The organism is Mycobacterium sp. (genome assembly GCF_035697385.1).
Classification (GTDB): domain Bacteria; phylum Actinomycetota; class Actinomycetes; order Mycobacteriales; family Mycobacteriaceae; genus Mycobacterium.
Genome location: NZ_DASSCY010000329.1, coordinates 1 through 17,951, shown reverse-complemented (window position 1 = coordinate 17,951; position 17,951 = coordinate 1). Strand labels below are relative to the sequence as shown.

Below are 17,951 nucleotides of genomic sequence, written 5' to 3'. Positions count from 1 at the left end.
GCCAGCCGGTTCCGCGGCGGCCGCCTGGGCCTGTCGCGCCGGGCGTGACGTGCTGGTGATCGATTCCGCTCAATTCCCACGCGACAAGGCCTGCGGCGACGGACTCACCCCGCGTGCGGTGGCCGAGATGCAGCAACTGGGCCTAGGGCCGTGGCTCGACGGCCGGATCGCGCACCGCGGGCTGCGGCTATCCGGATTCGGCGCCGACGTGGAAGTCGCGTGGCCGGGCCCGTCGTTCCCGTCGACGTCCAGCGCGGTCCCCCGCACCGAACTCGACGACCGCATCCGCATGGTCGCCGTCGACGACGGCGCCAAGATGCTGCTGGGCGTCAAAGCCGTTGGTGTTCAGCATGATTCGTCGGGACGCGTGTCGTCGTTGCAGCTGGATTCCGGCGCCGAGGTCGGCTGCGAGGAACTGATCGTCGCCGACGGGGCACGGTCTACTTTGGGTCGCGTCTTGGGCCGGCAGTGGCATCAACAGACTGTGTACGGCGTGGCGATCCGCGGCTACATCGCGACGCCGCGCAGCAACGAACCGTGGATCACCTCACATCTGGAGCTGCGCTCACCGGAAGGGGAAGTGCTGCCCGGCTATGGCTGGATCTTCCCGCTGGGCACCGGCGAGGTGAACATTGGCGTCGGCGCGCTGGCGACGTCGAAGCGCCCGGCCGATGCGGCGCTGCGGCCGCTGATGTCGTACTACACCGGGCTGCGCTGCGAGGAGTGGGGCTTTACCGGGGAGCCGCGTTTGGCGTTGTCAGCTTTGTTGCCGATGGGCGGCGCGGTGTCGGGAGTGGCCGGGCCGAACTGGATGCTGATCGGCGACGCGGCGGCCTGCGTCAATCCCCTCAACGGCGAGGGCATCGATTACGGGCTGGAGACCGGCCGGCTGGCCGCCGAGCTGCTCGGCACCGGTGACCTGACTTCTGCGTGGCCGGCTGTGCTGTCGGCGCATTACGCGCGAGGGTTCTCGGTCGCACGGCGGCTGGCCCTGCTGCTGACGATTCCGCGGTTCCTGCCGTCGACGGGACCGATCGCGATGCGGTCGGAATTTCTGATGAACATTGCGGTGCGGGTGATGGGCAACTTCGTCACCGACGAGGACGCCGATTGGGTCGCCCGGGTGTGGCGGCGCGCCGGCGCGGGTTCGCGTCGGCTCGACGGGCGCCCACCCTTCAGCTGACGTAGGCCTCCCCGCGAGCGACCGCGTTTGTACGTCCTTTCGCGGCGTGTCGACGTGCAGACACGGTCACTCGCGGAAGTTCAGCTGAGTGGCGACAGCCCGGAACGCACCAAGGCAAGACTGTCGGCGACGAGCTGACCGAGGTCGCCGGTGCAGCCGCCGCGTCCCCAATTCTCCACGGCCACAACAAGAGCCGCGGCCAGCGTCGCGCCTGCTACCTCCGCGACGAGGTCCGAGGCGTCAAAGCGCTTTTGCACGAAGTCGGTCAGCACATTCGCGAAAGACGCCTGCACCACCCGCAGATGACCGGCGATGCGCTCACCGCTGATCAACGTCGCCCGCATCAGCGCGGCCTGACGAACAATTTCCACGTCGTGCGGGAAACTCGCGACACTGGCCAGCACCGCATCGAACAGGGACTCTGAAGCCGGTCGCAGCGCCAGCGCCTCGGCCAGCCAATCCAGGTGCGTCTCGTAGTCCTGGAACAGCACCGCCTCTTTGGTCGGGAAGTGCCGGAAGAACGTCCGTTGCGTGACGCCCGCGTCCTCGGCCAGTTCGGTGACCGTCACATTCGTGAAGCCCTTGCGGGCGAAGCTCTCCAGCGCGCAACGCCGCAGCGCCTCACGCGTCGATCGGCGGCGCAGCTCGTGCAGGTTGGTGGTCGTCGGCATGGCCGGCTCATCGTATCCGACAATCTCGGCATTACCGACACAATTATGTCAGTACTGACATACTCTGCCGCCATGACTGACTATGACGCGATAGTGGTCGGCGCCGGCCATAACGGGCTGACCGCCGCTACGGTCCTGCAGCGCGCGGGGCTGCGCACCCTCTGCCTCGAAGCCAACACCTATTGCGGCGGCATGGCGGCGACCGTCGAGCTGATCGACGGCTTCCGCTACGAGATCGCCGGCTCCGTGCAGTTCCCCACCGCCAGCGTTATCGCCGACGAGCTCGGGCTGAACACGCTGCCGACGGTGCAGTCCGACGTCATGTCGGTCAACATCGGCGAGGGCGACGAAGAACCGATGGTGTTCTACCGCGACCCGATGGCGCTGATGACACACCTCGGCGACAAGCACGGCGCCGACGCCGTCATGGGCATGGCCCAGCTGATCGGATGGAGTCAAGGACCCGCAAAAGCGCTGGGCCGCTTCGATGTTCGTACCCCACCGAACACACTCGACGAGATGTACGCGTGCGCGGCGAACGAAGCCGAGCGTGCCGCCGTCCACGAAATGCTCTTCGGGTCGGCGATGGACGTCATCGACAAGTACCTGCCCGACAAGGACAAGCACGCGGTGATGCGCGGCATGCTAGCCTTTCTCGCCGTCAACTCGACCTACCGCGGGCCATACACACCCGGCAGCGCAACGTGTTTGGCGTTCGCGCTCGCCGTCCCCGACGACAGCACCGCGATGATGACCAAGCTCGAAGGCGGTATCGGCGCGCTCACCGAGCACCTACGCCGAAGGTTCGTCGACGACGGCGGAGAGTTGCGATTCCGCGCCAAGGTCGACAAGATCCTGGTCGACAAGGACCGTGTCACCGGGGTGCGGCTGCGCGACGGCTCGACGGTGTCTGCGCCCGTCGTCGTATCCAACCTGGCACCCGACCTGACACTGACCGGCCTGGTCGGCGCCGAACACCTACCCGCCGATCTCGTTTCCCGCGTCACCGCTCGCGATCACCGATCACCCTATGTCCAAATACATTTCGCGCTCGATGGACTGCCGGAGTTCGCGCCCCCATACGACTTCCTCAACGAACCCGGCATGCAGCAGTCGATCGGCATCTTCGGCTCGCCCGAGGAGCAGCAGCGCCAATGGGAGGACTGCCGACGCGGTGTGATACCCGACAATCCGTCGATGGGAATGCAGATCCCGTCCGCCAACGACCCGAGCCTGGCACCGCCAGGAAAGCACGCCGCCAGCGCGTTCGCCTACTCCTTTCCCGTCGAGGCCGACCGAGAACAACACGGCAGGCTCAAGAACGAGATGGCGCAGAAGGTCATCGACAAGATCACCCGGTTTGCACCGAATTTCAAGGACATTCAGATCCGGCACATCACCTTCGCGCCGTATCACATGCAAACCATGTTCGCCGCGCCAGAGGGCGACTTCTGCCACGGCCTGCTGCACCCCGACCTGATGGGGCCACACCGGCCCGGGCCGAAGGGATTTCTCGATCAGCCCATCCCGATCGACGGGCTATACCTGGGCGGCGCGGGATGCCATGGCGGCCCGGGCATTACATTCATCCCGGGGTACAACGCCGCCTACGCGGCGCTCGACGACGTGGCCGGGTAGCTAGCCGGACGAGGATGACTCGTGGTCGCTGTTGCGGCCTTGCATGCGCTTGGCGACGGCCGCCGCGACTCTTACATCGGCGGGCGGCTTATTCGGGTCGCTGGCTTTGGTGAGGGCGAGCGCGATGAACACGTCGGCCGCAGTGATGAACAACCCGGCCCAGTAGAAGAATTTGGTGGAGGGATCGGGCTGCGTCGAAAAGAAGACGATCAAGAAGATCGGGCCGACGCAGCCGAACACGAACACCGTTAACTGGATGCGGATGTAGCGCCAGAACGTGGCCACCACCGGACTCCTATCAGTGGGTTGAGCAGGGAGCAGCATATCGGGTATCCACGCGTATGCCCGCCCAGACGTGTGTCTACCGTGCGCCGATGCGCTCGCGACGCGACGACGTAGACCTCCAGGCGACCATTGACCGCGCGAAGGCGCTGGGACTCTGCGGCTTCGGTGGCGCGAAGCACCCCGATGACCGGCTTGCTCGCCGCATCGCCCGGTTCGCCGAGATTGACGACGGCTCGTTTGTGTGGACCCGTGACGCGGAGGGGTTGTACTGGCTGGGCCGCATCGATGGACGCTACTTCTACGACGCCGACGACGCGGCCTCCGCGGTTGATCTCGTTCACGTCCGGCCCACCCGGTGGCTGCCCGAGCCCGTGCTCGAACCCGAGGTACCCGCGGCCGTCATCGCCACCTTCGGGCGAGGTGGACGCAATTTCCAACAGACCCATGACCCGCATGTCGGCGCGCAGACCCAGCAGATATGGGATGCGCGATCCGGCTAGCCCAGTGGACTTGCAAGTCCATTTTGCGTCGGCCAGCATGTGCCCGGTGATCACACGACGCGATTTCGCCCGCACCGTCGGACTAGCCGCCGCCGCGACCTCGTTGGCGTCCTGCGCGACCGCTCCCCAGCCCGCTGCGCCTGCGCCTTCACGCACGTCGTTCGCGTCGCTCAAGCAGGTCGACGCCGGCGTACTGAACGTCGGATATGCCGAGGACGGCCCCGCCGACGGCCCTCCGGTGATCCTGCTGCACGGGTGGCCCTACGACATCCACAGCTACGTCGACGTGGCACCAATGCTGGCGGAGCGCGGCTACCGGGTCCTCGTGCCATACCTTCGCGGCTACGGCAGCACGCGGTTCCGTTCGGCCGACACCTTCCGCAACGGCCAGCAGGCCGCCCTGGCCACCGACGTCATCGCGTTCATGGATGCGCTTGACATCCCGCGCGCAGTGATCGCTGGATTCGACTGGGGCGCACGGACAGCCGACATCGTCGCCGCGGTGTGGCCCGATCGGGTCAAGGCGCTGGTTACAGTCAGCGGATATCTCATCGTGAATCTCGTTGCCAATCAACGACCTCTGAGCCCGCAGGCCGAACACGGCTGGTGGTATCAGTACTACTTCGCCACGCAGCGCGGTGTCGACGGCTACCGCCAGAACACCCACGACTTCAACAAGCTGATCTGGCAGCAAGCCTCACCGACGTGGAAGTTCGACGATGCCACGTATGACCGCTCGGCTGCGGCGTTTACCAACCCCGATCATGTCGACATCGTCATCCACAACTACCGCTGGCGGCTGAGCCTGGCGCCCGGCGAACCGCCGTACGACGACATCGACCGTAAGCTGGCCACCAACCCGCCGATCACCGTGCCGACCATCACGATCGGCAGCGATTTCGACGGCCCCAACAAGGACGGCGCGTCCTACCGCAAGATGTTCACCGGGCCCTACTCGCACCGCGTCCTCGACGGCATCGGGCACAACGTGCCGCAGGAGGCACCGCAGCAGTTCGCCGACGCGATCGTCGCGGCCGACGGGCACTGACCGGAAACGGCGTTAGGAGAAACGTGTCGATACTTTCCAGGCCGCTCGTGGCCGACGCCGTGTCGCGGCTGTTCGGCGCGGTCGTCAACCCTGCCCCAAAGCCCGGGGTCAGGTTCCCCGAGATTGCCGGCCGTACCACCGAGACCACCATCGCCACCCGGCACGGAACCGTCGCTGCGACGATCTACCACCCGAAGGCAACGCCGGCCGGCGTGTACGTCAATGCCCACGGCGGAGGGTTCGTGGTCGGCCACCGCGAACAGGATGATCCGTGGTGCCGCTACCTCGCCGCCCACGCCAATGTTGTTGTGATCAATACCGATTACGTATTGGCACCGCACAAACGCTTTCCGACACCGGTGGAGCAGATCTATGACGTGCTGGGATGGGCGGCAGCGCCGGAACGCGACTGGGACGGCGGCCGGCTGTGCGTCGGAGGCCAAAGCGCAGGAGGCAACCTGTCGGCGGCCGTGTCGCGGATGGCACTCGAAAACGGCGGTCCGCCAATCGCGTTGCAGGTGTTGCACTACGCGCCGCTGGACTTGGCGACACCGACCGTCGACAAGAGCTCACCCATAGGATCGCGCGCCTTACTCAAGCCGTGGATGGGTGAGGTGTTCGACACCGCCTACGTTCCCGATCGCGAGCAGCGGCGCCATCGATTGGTCTCACCCGCATGGGGCACCAACGCCGACGAGCTCACCGGCATCGCGCCGGCCCTGGTTATCACCGCCGAGTTCGACCGTCTGCGCGATGAAGCGAAACGGTATGCGGACAAACTCGCTTCTGCAGGCGCGCTCGCCGAGTACCACGAGGTGAAGGGCGTCGATCATGGCTACAACATCATGAGCGACGCCACCGATATCACGCGACGAATGTATGACATGATCGCTGATCACGTCCGGCGAGCGGTCAGCTGAGCGGCACCGTGTGGACGGTCGGTTATCAAGACCGCACCGTCGACGACCTCATCGACACGCTTGCCGCTGCCGGCGTGGAAGTGCTTGTCGACGTTCGCCTTACGCCACTGTCCCGAAAGCCCGGCATGTCGAAGAACCGACTGACGGCGCGGCTGGCGGAAGCAGGTATCGGCTACGTTCACCTGCCGCAGCTGGGCAACCCGCGTGACAACCGCGACGCCTTCCGTCGTGGTGAGAGTTCCGCGCGAGCGCGATACAGTGCCGTCCTCCTATCATCCGAGGGGCGTGACGCGCTCGAGCACATCAGCGACCTGGCCGGGCAACATTCCGTGGCTCTAATATGCTTCGAGCGCAATGCATCCGAATGCCATCGGACGATGGTCACCGACGCGCTGGTCGAGCTGAATCCGAGTCTGCACGTCAGCCACTTGCGGAGCTGAGCTAATCGTTGCAGCTTCCAAAAGAGGCTGTGAACAGGCCGGTTACGGGACTACTCTGGACCGCATAGGCGTTAAGGGTCAGTGGAAGGATCCACAATGCCCGCACGGAAACTGATATTCACCGCGATCGCCGCAGCGGCCCTCGCACTAGGTTCGGCCGCCTCCGCCGCGGCCAACCCCTCCGGGCCCTGCGAGGAACTGCTCTACGTTGGCGTCTGCGCTCCGACAAGCGAACAGCCCTCTCCCCCAGCGCAACACAGCTTGGGCGACGTGCTCCTGGCGCCGGATATGAGTAGCGGTATCCACGCGCCCAACTAGCGCAACGGTTTCGTCGCCGCGTGCAGTGCGACAATGCCTCCGCTGAGATTGCGCCACCGCACCGCAGACCAGCCCGCGTCCGAAATCCGGTGCGCCAGTTGGGCTTGGTCGGGCCACGCGCGAATCGACTCGGCCAGATAGACGTAGGCGTCCGGATTCGACGACACCGCTCGCGCGATCCGCGGCAGCGCCTGCATCAAGTACTCCTTGTAGGCCGTCGCGAACAGCCGGTTCGTCGGCGTCGAGAACTCGCACACCACCAGCCGCCCGCCCGGCCGCGTCACCCGCGCCATCTCACGCAGCCCCGCCGCATTGTCGACGACGTTGCGCAACCCGAAGCTGATCGTCACCGCGTCGAACACTTCGTCACCGAACGGCAGCCGCGTCGCATCACCGGCGACCTTCGGCACCCGTCTGTCGGCGCCCGCCGCCAGCATGCCGACCGAGAAGTCTGCGGCTACACACCACGCGCCGGAGCCTGCCAGCTCCACCGTCGACACCGCCGTGCCCGCCGCCAGGTCGAGCACCTTGTCGCCGGGCCCGATCCGCAGGGCCGAGCGCGTCGCCCGCCGCCAGAACCGGTCCTGCCCGAGCGACAGCACGGTGTTGGTCAGGTCGTAGCGCCTCGCCACGGCGTCGAACATCGACGCCACTTCATGTGGGTCCTTGTCCAGCGTCGCCCGGTTCACGAACGTAAAACTACCTGTGAACGTGGCGCGCCCGGGAATGCGGAGTGCCCTAGTGGGCATTACCCCCTGCGTGACTGAAAAAGTTTGGTTCATCACCGGAACATCACGCGGCTTCGGTCGGGAGTGGGCGATTGCGGCCCTCGACCGCGGCGACAAGGTCGCGGCCACCGCACGCGATATCGCGACCCTGAGCGACCTGACGGAAAAGTTCGGCGACGCGCTGCTGCCCATCCAGCTCGACGTGACGGATCGCGACGCGGACTTCGCCGCGGTCAGGCAGGCCCACGACCATTTCGGCCGGCTCGACGTCGTCGTCAACAACGCCGGATACGGCCACTTCGGCTTCATCGAGGAGCTCACCGAGCAAGAGGCGCGCGACCAGATCGAAACGAACGTCTTCGGCGCGCTGTGGGTTACCCAGGCCGCGCTGCCGTATCTACGCGAGCAGCGCAACGGGCACATCATCCAGGTGTCGTCGATCGGCGGGATCACTGCGTTCCAGAACGTCGGCATCTACCACGCGTCGAAGTGGGCGTTGGAGGGCTTCTCGCAAGCGCTGGCGCAGGAGGTCGAGTCGTTCGGCATCCACGTGACGTTGATCGAGCCGGGCGGGTTCTCCACGGACTGGGCCGGCTCGTCGTCCAAGCGCTCCGAGCCGCTGCCTGCCTACGCGGAGATTCATGCCGAAGCGGACAGGATCCGCAGCCAGCGCATGTCGAAGCCCGGTGACCCGAACGCGTCCGCGCGCGCCGTGCTCAAGATCGTCGACGCCGATAACCCGCCGCTGCGCGTGTTCTTCGGGGAGCTGCCGCTGCAGCTGGCCAAGGCCGACTACGAGAACCGGCTCAAGACGTGGGAGGAATGGCAGCACGTCGCGCTCGAGGCGCAGGGCTGATTTCCACGCGCGATCACGCGGCCTTGAGCCGGCGTGCCCCTTGCACAGCCTCGTAGTGGCCGAGCAGCTCGTCGCAGATAGCGGGCCAGGTCCGGCCCAGCACGCTGCGGCGCGCGGCCACCGAGTAGCGGTGGCGTTCGGCGATCAAGTGGTCGACGGACTCGGGCAGCTTGGCCTCGAACGCGTCGACCGGCAGCAACAACCCGGTGCGGTACGGCGCGACCAGGTCTCGCGGGCCGCCGGCGTCAGGAGCGATGACGGGCAGACCGGACGCCATCGCCTCCTGCACCGCCTGGCAGAACGTCTCGTGTTCGCCGGGGTGCACGAAGACGTCCATGCTGGAGTATGCGGTGGCGAGCTGCTCGCCATACAGGGCGCCGGTGAAAACGGCTGACGGAAGCGCGCTTTGGAGCTTGGCCTTGTCGACGCCGTCGCCGACGATGACCACCTGAAGATCGCTTCGGTGTGCCAGCACCTGCAGGCGCTCGACGTGTTTCTCCGGTGCGAGCCGACCGACGAATCCGACGATCGGCCTGCCGTCCGGGGACCACTGCCGCCGCAGGGCTTCGTCACGCGCAGACGGAGCGTAGCCGGTGATGTCAACGCCGCGCGCCCACTTGTGCACGCGCGGAATGCGGTGAGCAGCAAGGTTTTCCATCGCCGACGTGGAGGGGGCCAGTGTTCGGTCGGCGCGGCTGTGCAGATGACGCGTCCACGCCCATGCCGCTCGCGATGCGATACCGATGCCATAGCTTTGCGCGAAACCCGCCACGTCCGTTTGGAATACGGCGACGGTCGGCACACCGAGATAGCGTGCGGCGTGTAGGCCGCCGTATCCCAGCAGCGCCGGCGACGCCAAATGTACGACATCGGGCTCGAATCCGCGCAACACCCCGACCATCCGTGGCCGAGGCACACCGAGCGGCAACGAGGTGATCTTGGGGAACATTCGCGACGGGACCCGATGCACCCGGATTCCCTCGTGCACCTTGTCGGCCGGTGGTTGACCCCGCGGCGTGTCCGGGGCGACGACCAGAACTTCGTGACCGGTGCGACGGAGGTGCTCGATCACCCGAAGCACCGAGTTGGTGACGCCGTTGACATTCGGGAGGAAAGACTCTGCGACGATTGCAACGCGCACACCAAGATCGTTCCATCAGCGACTTTCGCGAAGGTTGCTTGCGGGGATACGACACGCAAAGACTTCGTGCCGGTGAACCGCTGATCCGCTTATTGCGTATCCAGTATCGTGCGCACAAAGAAGGACGGTTGACATGCGGATATCCCCGGCCGTGGTGGTGTTGACGGTAGCGCTGCTGCTCGGCGCCGTCGGCTGCACCAAACAGGTTTCTGGCACCGCGGCGCCCGACCCGAACAAGGCGCCGGTCGAGTTGAGCGAGGACGGCTTCGGCGTCGTGGCCGGCTTCGAAAACGCTCCGGCCCGGATCGAGATCTTCACCGAGCCGCAGTGCAGTCACTGCGCCGACCTGCAGGCCGATTTCGGCGACCAGCTCGCGTACTACATCGGCGTCGGCGCGCTGAAGGTCACCTACCGCCCGGTGACGTTCCTCGACGACGAACCCGGCGGCCACTCCGCACGGGTGAGCAACGCGATGTTCCTTGCCGCCGAAGAAGCGGACGGACAGAAGGCGACGGGCACCCAGTTTCAGCGGTTCGTCGCGGAGCTGTGGGCCAACCAGGACCTCGGCGGGCCAGGCCCCAGCGACGAGGAAATGGCCGACATGGCCAAGAAGGCGGGCATGCCGGAGGCTGTCGCGTCGAAGATCGCCGACGGCGGCGAGGCGGTCAACGTCGTCGATATGGACCAGGCGAACTTCCAGTACCTCTTCGAGATCGACGTGGCAGCGGCAGGCACACCAACGGTTTACGACCCCGCGGCGGACGAGAAGTTGGACATTTACGACGACGACTGGCTGAACAAGCTCGTTCAGTCCTGACCTTGCGCAGGGCTCCGCGGTGGGGACGAGAATTGCGCCGAAAGTAGGGAATGTGACGGATTTTTCCCGATTCCCGTCATATCCCATACTCTCGCGATGCCACCTCGCGCGACGAAAGCCTGCGCTCCACCATGACGGTCCCGAATAGTGCTGCGCCGGCAATCAACCAGCCGACCACCGCGATCGAGCCCGCGGGGATGATCGCCAGCGATGCGTCGCGGTCCCGTACCCGCACCAAGTCGGGATTGTTCTCGTCGTACTCGACGTAGATCCGCATGCCTTCGTCCAACTCGGACGGGTACAGCACCCCGAGTTCGGGGCGGTAGGTGACGCGGTCGGGTGTGACGAACTCGATCGTCGAACGGCGCGGTCCCGCGCTGAGCACGTTGGCTTCCGCGACGCCCATGTGACGTTCGATCTGCCGGTCGTTGCGCCACGCGCCGAGCACAAGCAGCACCGACTGCAACGTCACCAAGCACGCGGCAACCACGATGCCGATGCGCACCCGCCGCAGAATGCGTTGCGATCGCGTCTCGTTCGGCTCGACGGACAGTCGCGGAAACAGCTTGCGCGCCAAGGCATTCAGACGCTTCGCAGCGGACGTCTTGGTCGCTCCGCTCACAATGCCGCCTTGATCGAAGCGTGCAATGCGCGCAGCGACGACCGGTCGGCCTTCACCTCCAGCACCCGCATCCCGTCGAAGGGCTCATCGAGCGCGCCGACGAGGTCGTCGGCCTCGATCTGCCTGCTCTCCACGTGATAGGCCCGGCACAGCGCGCCGACGTCGACATCGTGGGGCGTGCCGAAGATTCGCGACGACACATCGGAGAACCGCGGATCGCCCTGCTCGAGCAGTTCGAATATGCCGCCACCGTTGTCGTTGGACACCACGATCGTCAGGTTGCGCGGCGTCGGCTCCGTCGGCCCGATCAGCAGCCCTGAGCTGTCGTGCACGAAAGTCAGGTCCCCGATCAACGCGACAGTCCGCGGTGGCCTGATGTCGCCGGCCGAGCGGCTCCGGTCGTGCGCCAGCGCCGCCCCGATTGCCGTCGACACCGTGCCGTCGATGCCCGCGACGCCCCGGTTGGACCGGACCTTGATGCCCTGGGTGTTCAGCCCGACCAGCGCCGCGTCGCGCACCGGGTTCGATGCGCCGAGCACCAGCTGATCCCCCGGCCGCATGGCATCGGCCACCGCAGCCGCGACGTGCAGTCCCGTCTTCAGCGGATGCGCCTTGAGCTGGCTGCGGACCGCCTCGGTGGCATGCCGGTTGACCTCTGCGCAGCGATGCAGCCACGCCGGGTTCGGTTCACCGGACGTGACCGCGCGGGTGCCGGTGGCCTGCGAGTTACCCGACACGTCGGGCCAGCGTGGGCCGGTGGTCAGCGCGTACACCGGCACTGACGGGTCGGCCAGCAGTGCCGACACCGGCCGGTGCAGCGTCGGGCGGCCCAGCATGATGACCTGCTTCGGGCGGACCAGCCGCAACGCGAACGGGTGCAGCGGGTTGGCCGCGGGCGGGGCGGTCGGCTCGGCGACGGTCGGCAGCGCCGCGAGATTCGGGTGCACACCCGCGCCGTGCCCGGCGATGACGACGGTATCCGGCGTCAGGTCGATGTCGAGCGGCTGGTCGAACGTGACCGGCGGCGTGTGGGTCCACGGCTTGCCGTTCGGGCGTCCCTCCGGGACGTAGCTCGCGGCCGGGTCGGACGCGGGATCCGGCACCAACGGCTCGCGCAGCGGGATGTCGAATTGCACCGGGCCGGCATTGGCGGTACGAGATCCCGTGGCGGCCACCAGAACTCGGCACGTCGCCGATCGCCACTGCGCGTTGAGTGAGTCCATCCGCTCTGGCGCGTCCTCGGAAAGGCCCAGGCTGATCGTCGCCCGCACCTGCGTTCCGAAATAGCCCAGCTGCTCGAATGTCTGGTTGGCGCCGGTGCCCAGTAGCTCGTAGGGCCGGTTGGCTGACAGCACGATAAGCGGTACGCGCGCGTAGTTGGCCTCCACCACCGCTGGCCCGAGGTTGGCCACCGCGGTGCCCGACGTCATCGCCACGCAGACAGGCGCACGCTCGGCGACCGCCAGCCCGATCGCCAGGTAGCCCGCGGTGCGCTCGTCGATACGCACGTGCAGGCGGATCCGGCCGGCGCGGTCGGCGTCGTTCAGCGCGAAGGCCAGCGGCGCGTTGCGCGAACCCGGGCACAACACGACGTCGCGGACGCCGCCGCGAATCAGTTCGTCGACGACTACACGGGCTTGGGCCGTCGAAGGGTTCACCACTACAGACTATCGGCGAAGAATCTCAGCACCGCGGCGTTGACTTCCTGCGGTTTTTCGATGAAGCCGAGGTGTCCGGTGTCCGGAATCTCCAGGTAGCGGGCGTTCGGGATGGCGTCGGCGACCTCGCGGCCCAGGTGCGGCGGCAGCACCACGTCGTCGGCGAACCCGATGACGAGTACGGGGGCCTTAATACGTCCGTAAGCGAGCAGCCGGTTGCCCTGCGGCCCGATGGCCAGCTGGGTTTGCAGGCCCGGCGTTGGCTTCGTCGGCCACATGGTGAACATGTCGATCCAGTCGCCGACGACGCGATCGTCGTTGAGTGTGCGCGGCGAAAAGCTTTCCAGCAGGCGCATTTTCGCGTCATAGGTGGGCGGCAGCCGGATGCCCGAATCGGCCAACTCCCACTCCGCGTTGCGGAAGAACTCGCGCGCGCGATCGGCGCGGCCTCTCGTGGCCATCAGCACCGCATGACTGACCAGCTCGGGGCGGGCGAGCATCAGCTCCTGGGCGATGAATGCGCCCATCGACACCGCCACGATGCGCACCGGCGCCGCGTCGAGCTTCTCGATCAGCGCGGCGGTGTCGGCCACCATGGTCTCGGTGGTGAAGCCGCTGGCTTTCTCGGTCTCGCCGACGCCGCGGTTGTCGAACGTGATCGCGCGGTAGCCCGCCCGCTGGAACTCGGGTACCTGGTGCAGGTGCCAGGTGCGGCCAGCACCGCCGCGACCCGCAATGAACAGGATGGGCTCGCCCTTGCCGCGATCGTCGTACGCCAGATTCACCCCGACGACCGTACTAGAGAGCGATTTGTGGAGTGATACCCGCGCTCAGCGCCGCTGCGGCTCCGCAAATCGCCGCTTGCGACGGCTGCGGGCGGTCCGGACGGCGCCCTCCCACATCAACGCTGTGGTCGCCTTGAGCTGCGCGGGCTTGATCATGTCCTTGCCCAGCCACGCGGTTGCTGCCGCCTTCGTGCTGGTCGACGCCTTGGACATGTGACCGGAGTCGAACGGCGGCTCCGGGTCGTATTCGATGATCAGCTGGATGGTCTTGGCCCGGCTCTCCCCAGCGATCTGGCCTGCCAGCCATAGGCCCAGGTCGATGCCCGCGGAGACGCCCGCGCTGGTGACGAGGCCATTTGGTGTCGCTCTCGCGACTACGATCCGCTCGTCAGTGACAGGTGTGACGCCGAGCGCCTTCAGCGCCGGCATCGCAGCCCAGTGCGACGTGGCCCGCTTGCCTTCGAGCAGCCCGGCCGACGCGAGGATCACCGAGCCCGAGCACACCGACGCCGTCCACGTCGCTGTCTGATGTGCCCGGCGCACCCAGTCGAGCAGCTTCTCGTCGCGGGCGTGCTCCATCGTCGTCATGCCGCCCGGAATCAGGATCACGTCGGGCGACGGGGTCTCGTCGAACGAGTGCGTCGCGCCGATGAGCAGCACACCGGAGTCCGCGGCGATGGGTCCGGGCTCGTGCCAGACGAACCGCACCTCGGCGTCGGGCAGGTTGCGCAGCACCTCGTAAGGGCCGATGAAATCGAGTGCGGTGTAGCCGGGGTACACCACGATTGCGATCTGTGTCATTGCCATCTCCTTGGGTTAGGCGAACGTCTTGCGGTACTGGTCGGGCGAGACACCGAGGCGTCGAACGAAGTTGCGGCGCAAGGTCTCTGCGGTACCGAAGCCGCACCGCGACGCGATCACGGTGACGGTGTCGTCGGTCTCTTCTAGCTGACGGCGGGCGGCTTCGGTGCGGATCCTTTCGACGTACGCTCCTGGCGCCTCGCCGACTTCGTCGGTGAACACCCGGGTGAAGTGGCGCGGGCTCATCGCTGCGCGACGGGCTAGCTCTGGAATGCTGTGCGCGCCACCGGGTTCGGTCTCGATGGCTTCCTGGACGTCGCGGATCGGCGCCCGCTTGGCGCGGGGCATCCACACCGGGGCCGCGAACTGCGTCTGACCGCCGGGCCTACGCAGGTACATGACGAGCCAACGCGCGATCGTCTGCGCGGCATCCGTGCCGTAGTCGTCCTCTACCAGCGACAGGGCCAGGTCGATGCCAGCGGTGACGCCAGCCGCCGTCCAGACCTTCGATGAGCTTCGCAGGAAGATCGGCTCGGGATCGACTGCGATGGATGGGAATTCGTGTGCCAGCCCGTCGGCAGCCGCCCAATGCGTGGTTGCCGGGCAGCCGTCGAGCAGACCCGCCTGTGCGGCAAGGAAGGCGCCGTTACAGACGCTGACGACGCGTCGCGCGTTCTCGGCGACAATCTGGATCCAGCCGATGATGTCGGGGTCTTGGCGCGCCGCGTCGACGCCCATCCCGCCGGGCAGGATCAACGTGTCGATGGGCCGGCGTGGATCGGGCAGCGGTTGAGCGACGAGCGCGAGCCCGGTGCCGGAGGTGGCAGGCTCACCGTTCTGCGAGACGACGGATACGGCGTAACCCTCGTCGCCGCGACCCCGGCTCTGCAGGTACAGCGTCGCGCTGGTGAACACGTCGGACGGGCCGACCAGGTCGAGTGCCTGCACGCCGGGAAACCCCAGGATCAACACCGGCCGCGCCATGAACCTAGTGTCGGCGGCCTGGCGCGTGGCGTCTATGCCGTGTATCCCACAAATTAGGACATGGCGCGGTAACAGGCCTTCACCCGGTCGATCCACCACTGCCGGCGCTCGGGTGCGACAGCCAGGGCAGCGAGCCGCGCCGGGTCCGGGTTCACCGCCGAGACCGGCAGGTACCCGTCGACCGGCGACACCGGCTCCGTCACGTCCTCGACGAACAGGCCGCCGGTGCCCAGCCCGCAGGCATGCCGCAGTTCCGGCAGCGCCGCGGCGGCCAGCAGCCCACGGCCGATGCCGACCGCCGAATCCAAGGCGCTGGACACCACGATCGGGATGTCGATCTGCGTGGCGATGTCCAGCAGCTTGCGCACGCCGCCCAGCGGCGCGACCTTGAGCACCGCGATGTCTGCCGCCCCAGAGCGCACGACGTGAAGTGGGTCCTCAGCCTTGCGGATGCTCTCGTCCGCGGCGATCGGCACGTCGACGCGGCGGCGCAATTCGGCCAGTTCGGGCACCGTCGCGCACGGCTGTTCGAGGTACTCCAGCGGGCCGTCGGCCGTCAACGCCTTGGCCGCCTCGACGGCTTCGGCCACGCTCCAGCCGCCGTTGGCGTCCACCCGTACGGTCGGCACCAGAGCGCGAACCGCGTTGACCCGCGCGACGTCGTGCGCCAGCGATTGGCCCGGCTCTGCGACCTTCACCTTCGCCGCGCGTGCCCCGGGAAATCGGGCCAGGACGTCGGGCACTTCATCGGGGCCGACGGCAGGCACGGTGGCGTTGATCGGAACGAGGTCGCGGCGCACCTGGGGCGCCGGCTCGTACGCGGCTTCGATACCCGCGGCCAGCCACGACGATGCCTCAGCCGGTCCGTATTCGAGAAACGCGCCGAATTCGCCCCAGCCCGCCGGGCCGTCGACCAACGCGATCTCGCGAACCATGATGCCGCGGAAGCGAACTCGCATCGGCAGCGCGACGACGTGCAGGCGGCCAAGCAGGTCGTCCAGCGGCGGTGTCACGGAATCAGGCTAGACGGTCGCGCGGTCGCGGCCCTCCCAGTACGGCTTGCGCAGATCCTTTTTCAGGATCTTTCCGGTCGGATTGCGCGGCAACTCGTCGGTGATGTCGACGCTCTTCGGGCACTTGTACGCCGCCAGCCGCTCACGTGACCACGCGATCAAATCCTCAGCGGTGGCGTCCCCCTCAAGTGAGACAACGGCTTTCACGACCTCGCCCCACTTCTCGTCGGGCACGCCGATGACCGCGACGTCCGCTACGGCCGGGTGTTCGGCGAGCACTCGTTCCACCTCGATCGAGTAAATGTTCTCGCCCCCGGAGATGATCATGTCCTTGAGGCGGTCCTCGACGAACACGTAGCCGCCCTCGTCGACGCGGCCGATGTCACCGGTGCGGAACCAGCCGTCTTCGGTGATCGACTCCTTCGTCGCGTCGGGTTTGTTGTGATATCCCCTCATCAACTGCGGTGTGCGGAACCACAATTCGCCTTGTTCGCCGGTCGGCACTTCTTCGAGGGTGTCCGGGTCGACGACGCGTACCTCGGCGTTGGGCACCAGCGTTCCTGCGCTCTGCAGCCGCTCGGGGTGCTCGGTATCCCGATGGTCCTCAGGGAGCAGATGACTGATGACGCCACAAACCTCCGTGAGGCCGTATGCCTGGATGAAATCGGTGTCCGGCCATGCCTCCAACGCAGCGCGCAACAACGGCAGCGGCATCGGTGACGCGCCGTAGGAGTACGTCTTCAGTGCTCCGAACAGCTTGACCGCATCCTCGCCCGACTCCAACACCTTGGCCAACACCGCAGGAACCAGGAAAGTTCTGTTGGCGCCCTTGAGGATTGCGCCGGCCAGCGACATGCCGTCAACTTCCCTGGTCATCACGCTCGGAATTCCGTCGTGAAGCCCGAACTGTACGTAGGACGAGCCGCCGACATGGAAGAGCGGCATCGACACCATGTTCTTGTCGCCCTCATCGAACTCGAAGCCCTCATGGGCGTTGACGGTGTGCGCGATCAGGTTGGCCTGCGTCAGCTCGACACCCTTGGGGCGGCCGGTCGTGCCAGACGAATACATGATGATGCACACGTCGTCGGGTTCCACATCGTCGCCGCGGCCAACAGGCGTCGCATCGGCAAGCAGCGCCTCGTACTCGTCGCCCTCGCCGCCTTCGGGAGTGACCTCGATGACGTGTTCGACGTTGGTGAGCTTGTCGCGGATCTTGTCGACGGTCGGTTTCAATTCCGCGCCGACGATCAGCAGCTTGGCGTCCGAGTCGTTGATCACGTAGTCCAGCTCGTCGGCGGCCAGCCGGAAGTTCACGATCGCGTTGGCGGCGCCCAGCGACGCCGCGGCGAGCGTCAACTCCACACATGCAGGATGGTTCTTGTCCAGGAACGCGACCACGTCACCGCGTTTGATGCCACGTTCTTTGAGCGCGCCGGCGAGCCGTCGCACCCTGTCGTTCCACTGGGCCCACGTCCATGTTCGGTCGAAGTAGGTGAACGCCTCAGCATCGGGTTTCGTCTGCGCCCAGTGGGCGGTTCGT

General features: G+C 66.7%; 20 protein-coding genes. 9 read left to right on the top strand and 11 right to left on the bottom strand.

The window, feature by feature from the left end; all coding sequences use genetic code 11:
* A partial coding sequence (gene menJ / locus VFH65_RS27875) for a menaquinone reductase (protein ID WP_353326136.1) occupies nt 1-1,183 on the top strand: 1,183 nt, incomplete at its 5' end.
* Between the two features lie 80 nt (nt 1,184-1,263).
* Here menJ and VFH65_RS27870 read toward each other — a convergent pair.
* Nucleotides 1,264-1,854, bottom strand: coding sequence for a TetR/AcrR family transcriptional regulator (locus VFH65_RS27870; RefSeq protein WP_353326134.1), 591 nt, complete (start codon nt 1,852-1,854; stop codon nt 1,264-1,266).
* Between the two features lie 72 nt (nt 1,855-1,926).
* Here VFH65_RS27870 and VFH65_RS27865 point away from each other — a divergent pair, with 72 nt between their 5' ends.
* The gene (locus VFH65_RS27865; protein WP_353326133.1) at nt 1,927-3,492 is read left to right on the top strand and encodes a phytoene desaturase family protein; all 1,566 of its coding nucleotides are present in this window, start codon (nt 1,927-1,929) and stop codon (nt 3,490-3,492) included.
* Here VFH65_RS27865 and VFH65_RS27860 read toward each other — a convergent pair whose 3' ends face one another.
* Nucleotides 3,493-3,777, bottom strand: a complete 285-nt coding sequence (locus VFH65_RS27860; protein ID WP_353326131.1) for a hypothetical protein — start codon at nt 3,775-3,777, stop codon at nt 3,493-3,495.
* A gap of 56 nt (nt 3,778-3,833) precedes the next feature.
* On the opposite strand from VFH65_RS27860, the gene VFH65_RS27855 reads away from it, so the two are divergent.
* The 5 genes from VFH65_RS27855 (at nt 3,834) to VFH65_RS27835 (ending at nt 7,003) form a co-directional block, all read left to right on the top strand.
* Nucleotides 3,834-4,277 carry a GAF domain-containing protein gene (locus VFH65_RS27855; RefSeq protein ID WP_353326129.1) on the top strand — a complete coding sequence of 148 codons (444 nt, stop codon included), beginning with the start codon at nt 3,834-3,836 and terminating at the stop codon, nt 4,275-4,277.
* Between the two features lie 46 nt (nt 4,278-4,323).
* Nucleotides 4,324-5,325, top strand: a complete 1,002-nt coding sequence (locus VFH65_RS27850; protein ID WP_353326127.1) for an alpha/beta fold hydrolase — start codon at nt 4,324-4,326, stop codon at nt 5,323-5,325.
* A 23-nt stretch (nt 5,326-5,348) separates the two neighbouring features.
* The gene (locus VFH65_RS27845) at nt 5,349-6,245 is read left to right on the top strand and encodes an alpha/beta hydrolase (RefSeq protein WP_353326125.1); all 897 of its coding nucleotides are present in this window, start codon (nt 5,349-5,351) and stop codon (nt 6,243-6,245) included.
* 8 nt (nt 6,246-6,253) lie between these two features.
* Nucleotides 6,254-6,685 carry a DUF488 family protein gene (locus tag VFH65_RS27840; RefSeq protein WP_353326123.1) on the top strand — a complete coding sequence of 144 codons (432 nt, stop codon included), beginning with the start codon at nt 6,254-6,256 and terminating at the stop codon, nt 6,683-6,685.
* A 96-nt stretch (nt 6,686-6,781) separates the two neighbouring features.
* Nucleotides 6,782-7,003 (top strand): hypothetical protein, encoded by a 222-nt coding sequence (locus tag VFH65_RS27835; protein ID WP_353326122.1) that lies wholly within the window; start codon nt 6,782-6,784, stop codon nt 7,001-7,003.
* Here VFH65_RS27835 and VFH65_RS27830 read toward each other — a convergent pair.
* Nucleotides 7,000-7,692 (bottom strand): demethylmenaquinone methyltransferase, encoded by a 693-nt coding sequence (locus tag VFH65_RS27830; RefSeq protein WP_353326120.1) that lies wholly within the window; start codon nt 7,690-7,692, stop codon nt 7,000-7,002. The two genes, VFH65_RS27835 and VFH65_RS27830, sit on opposite strands and share 4 nt — an antisense overlap.
* Before the next feature lie 70 nt (nt 7,693-7,762).
* Here VFH65_RS27830 and VFH65_RS27825 point away from each other — a divergent pair, with 70 nt between their 5' ends.
* On the top strand, nt 7,763-8,587 hold the full coding sequence (locus VFH65_RS27825) for an SDR family oxidoreductase (RefSeq protein WP_353326118.1): 825 nt from the start codon (nt 7,763-7,765) through the stop codon (nt 8,585-8,587).
* A 13-nt stretch (nt 8,588-8,600) separates the two neighbouring features.
* On the opposite strand, the gene VFH65_RS27820 is transcribed toward VFH65_RS27825, so the two are convergent.
* Nucleotides 8,601-9,728: a glycosyltransferase family 4 protein gene (locus tag VFH65_RS27820; RefSeq protein WP_353326117.1), complete on the bottom strand. Its 1,128-nt coding sequence runs from the start codon at nt 9,726-9,728 to the stop codon at nt 8,601-8,603.
* 133 nt (nt 9,729-9,861) lie between these two features.
* Here VFH65_RS27820 and VFH65_RS27815 point away from each other — a divergent pair, with 133 nt between their 5' ends.
* On the top strand, nt 9,862-10,545 hold the full coding sequence (locus VFH65_RS27815) for a DsbA family protein (RefSeq protein ID WP_353326115.1): 684 nt from the start codon (nt 9,862-9,864) through the stop codon (nt 10,543-10,545).
* Nucleotides 10,546-10,621: 76 nt separating this feature from the next.
* Here the strand turns inward: VFH65_RS27815 and VFH65_RS27810 are convergent, their stop codons facing one another.
* The 7 genes from VFH65_RS27810 to VFH65_RS27780 form a co-directional block, all read right to left on the bottom strand.
* Complete coding sequence (locus VFH65_RS27810; protein ID WP_353326138.1) at nt 10,622-11,131, bottom strand: DUF3592 domain-containing protein; 510 nt, start codon at nt 11,129-11,131, stop codon at nt 10,622-10,624.
* A 32-nt stretch (nt 11,132-11,163) separates the two neighbouring features.
* Nucleotides 11,164-12,825: a 2-succinyl-5-enolpyruvyl-6-hydroxy-3-cyclohexene-1-carboxylic-acid synthase gene (gene menD, locus VFH65_RS27805; RefSeq protein WP_353326113.1), complete on the bottom strand. Its 1,662-nt coding sequence runs from the start codon at nt 12,823-12,825 to the stop codon at nt 11,164-11,166.
* A gap of 2 nt (nt 12,826-12,827) precedes the next feature.
* Nucleotides 12,828-13,610: an alpha/beta fold hydrolase gene (locus VFH65_RS27800; RefSeq protein ID WP_353326112.1), complete on the bottom strand. Its 783-nt coding sequence runs from the start codon at nt 13,608-13,610 to the stop codon at nt 12,828-12,830.
* A 45-nt stretch (nt 13,611-13,655) separates the two neighbouring features.
* On the bottom strand, nt 13,656-14,411 hold the full coding sequence (locus VFH65_RS27795) for a DJ-1/PfpI family protein (RefSeq protein ID WP_353326110.1): 756 nt from the start codon (nt 14,409-14,411) through the stop codon (nt 13,656-13,658).
* 15 nt (nt 14,412-14,426) lie between these two features.
* Nucleotides 14,427-15,395 (bottom strand): GlxA family transcriptional regulator, encoded by a 969-nt coding sequence (locus VFH65_RS27790; protein WP_353326108.1) that lies wholly within the window; start codon nt 15,393-15,395, stop codon nt 14,427-14,429.
* A 53-nt stretch (nt 15,396-15,448) separates the two neighbouring features.
* A complete protein-coding gene (locus VFH65_RS27785) occupies nt 15,449-16,408 on the bottom strand; it encodes an o-succinylbenzoate synthase (protein ID WP_353326107.1) in 960 nt (319 codons plus the stop codon).
* A 9-nt stretch (nt 16,409-16,417) separates the two neighbouring features.
* On the bottom strand, nt 16,418-17,951 hold a 1,534-nt coding region (locus tag VFH65_RS27780; RefSeq protein ID WP_353326105.1), incomplete at its 5' end, for a long-chain-fatty-acid--CoA ligase.

Coding starts and splice junctions, on each gene's coding strand:
- VFH65_RS27795 (WP_353326110.1), bottom strand. CDS start 14,411: ATGACACAGATCGCAATCGTGGTGTACCCCGGCTACACCGCACTCGAT.
- VFH65_RS27790 (WP_353326108.1), bottom strand. CDS start 15,395: ATGGCGCGGCCGGTGTTGATCCTGGGGTTTCCCGGCGTGCAGGCACTC.
- VFH65_RS27815 (WP_353326115.1), top strand. CDS start 9,862: ATGCGGATATCCCCGGCCGTGGTGGTGTTGACGGTAGCGCTGCTGCTC.
- VFH65_RS27870 (WP_353326134.1), bottom strand. CDS start 1,854: ATGCCGACGACCACCAACCTGCACGAGCTGCGCCGCCGATCGACGCGT.
- VFH65_RS27865 (WP_353326133.1), top strand. CDS start 1,927: ATGACTGACTATGACGCGATAGTGGTCGGCGCCGGCCATAACGGGCTG.
- VFH65_RS27855 (WP_353326129.1), top strand. CDS start 3,834: ATGCCCGCCCAGACGTGTGTCTACCGTGCGCCGATGCGCTCGCGACGC.
- VFH65_RS27835 (WP_353326122.1), top strand. CDS start 6,782: ATGCCCGCACGGAAACTGATATTCACCGCGATCGCCGCAGCGGCCCTC.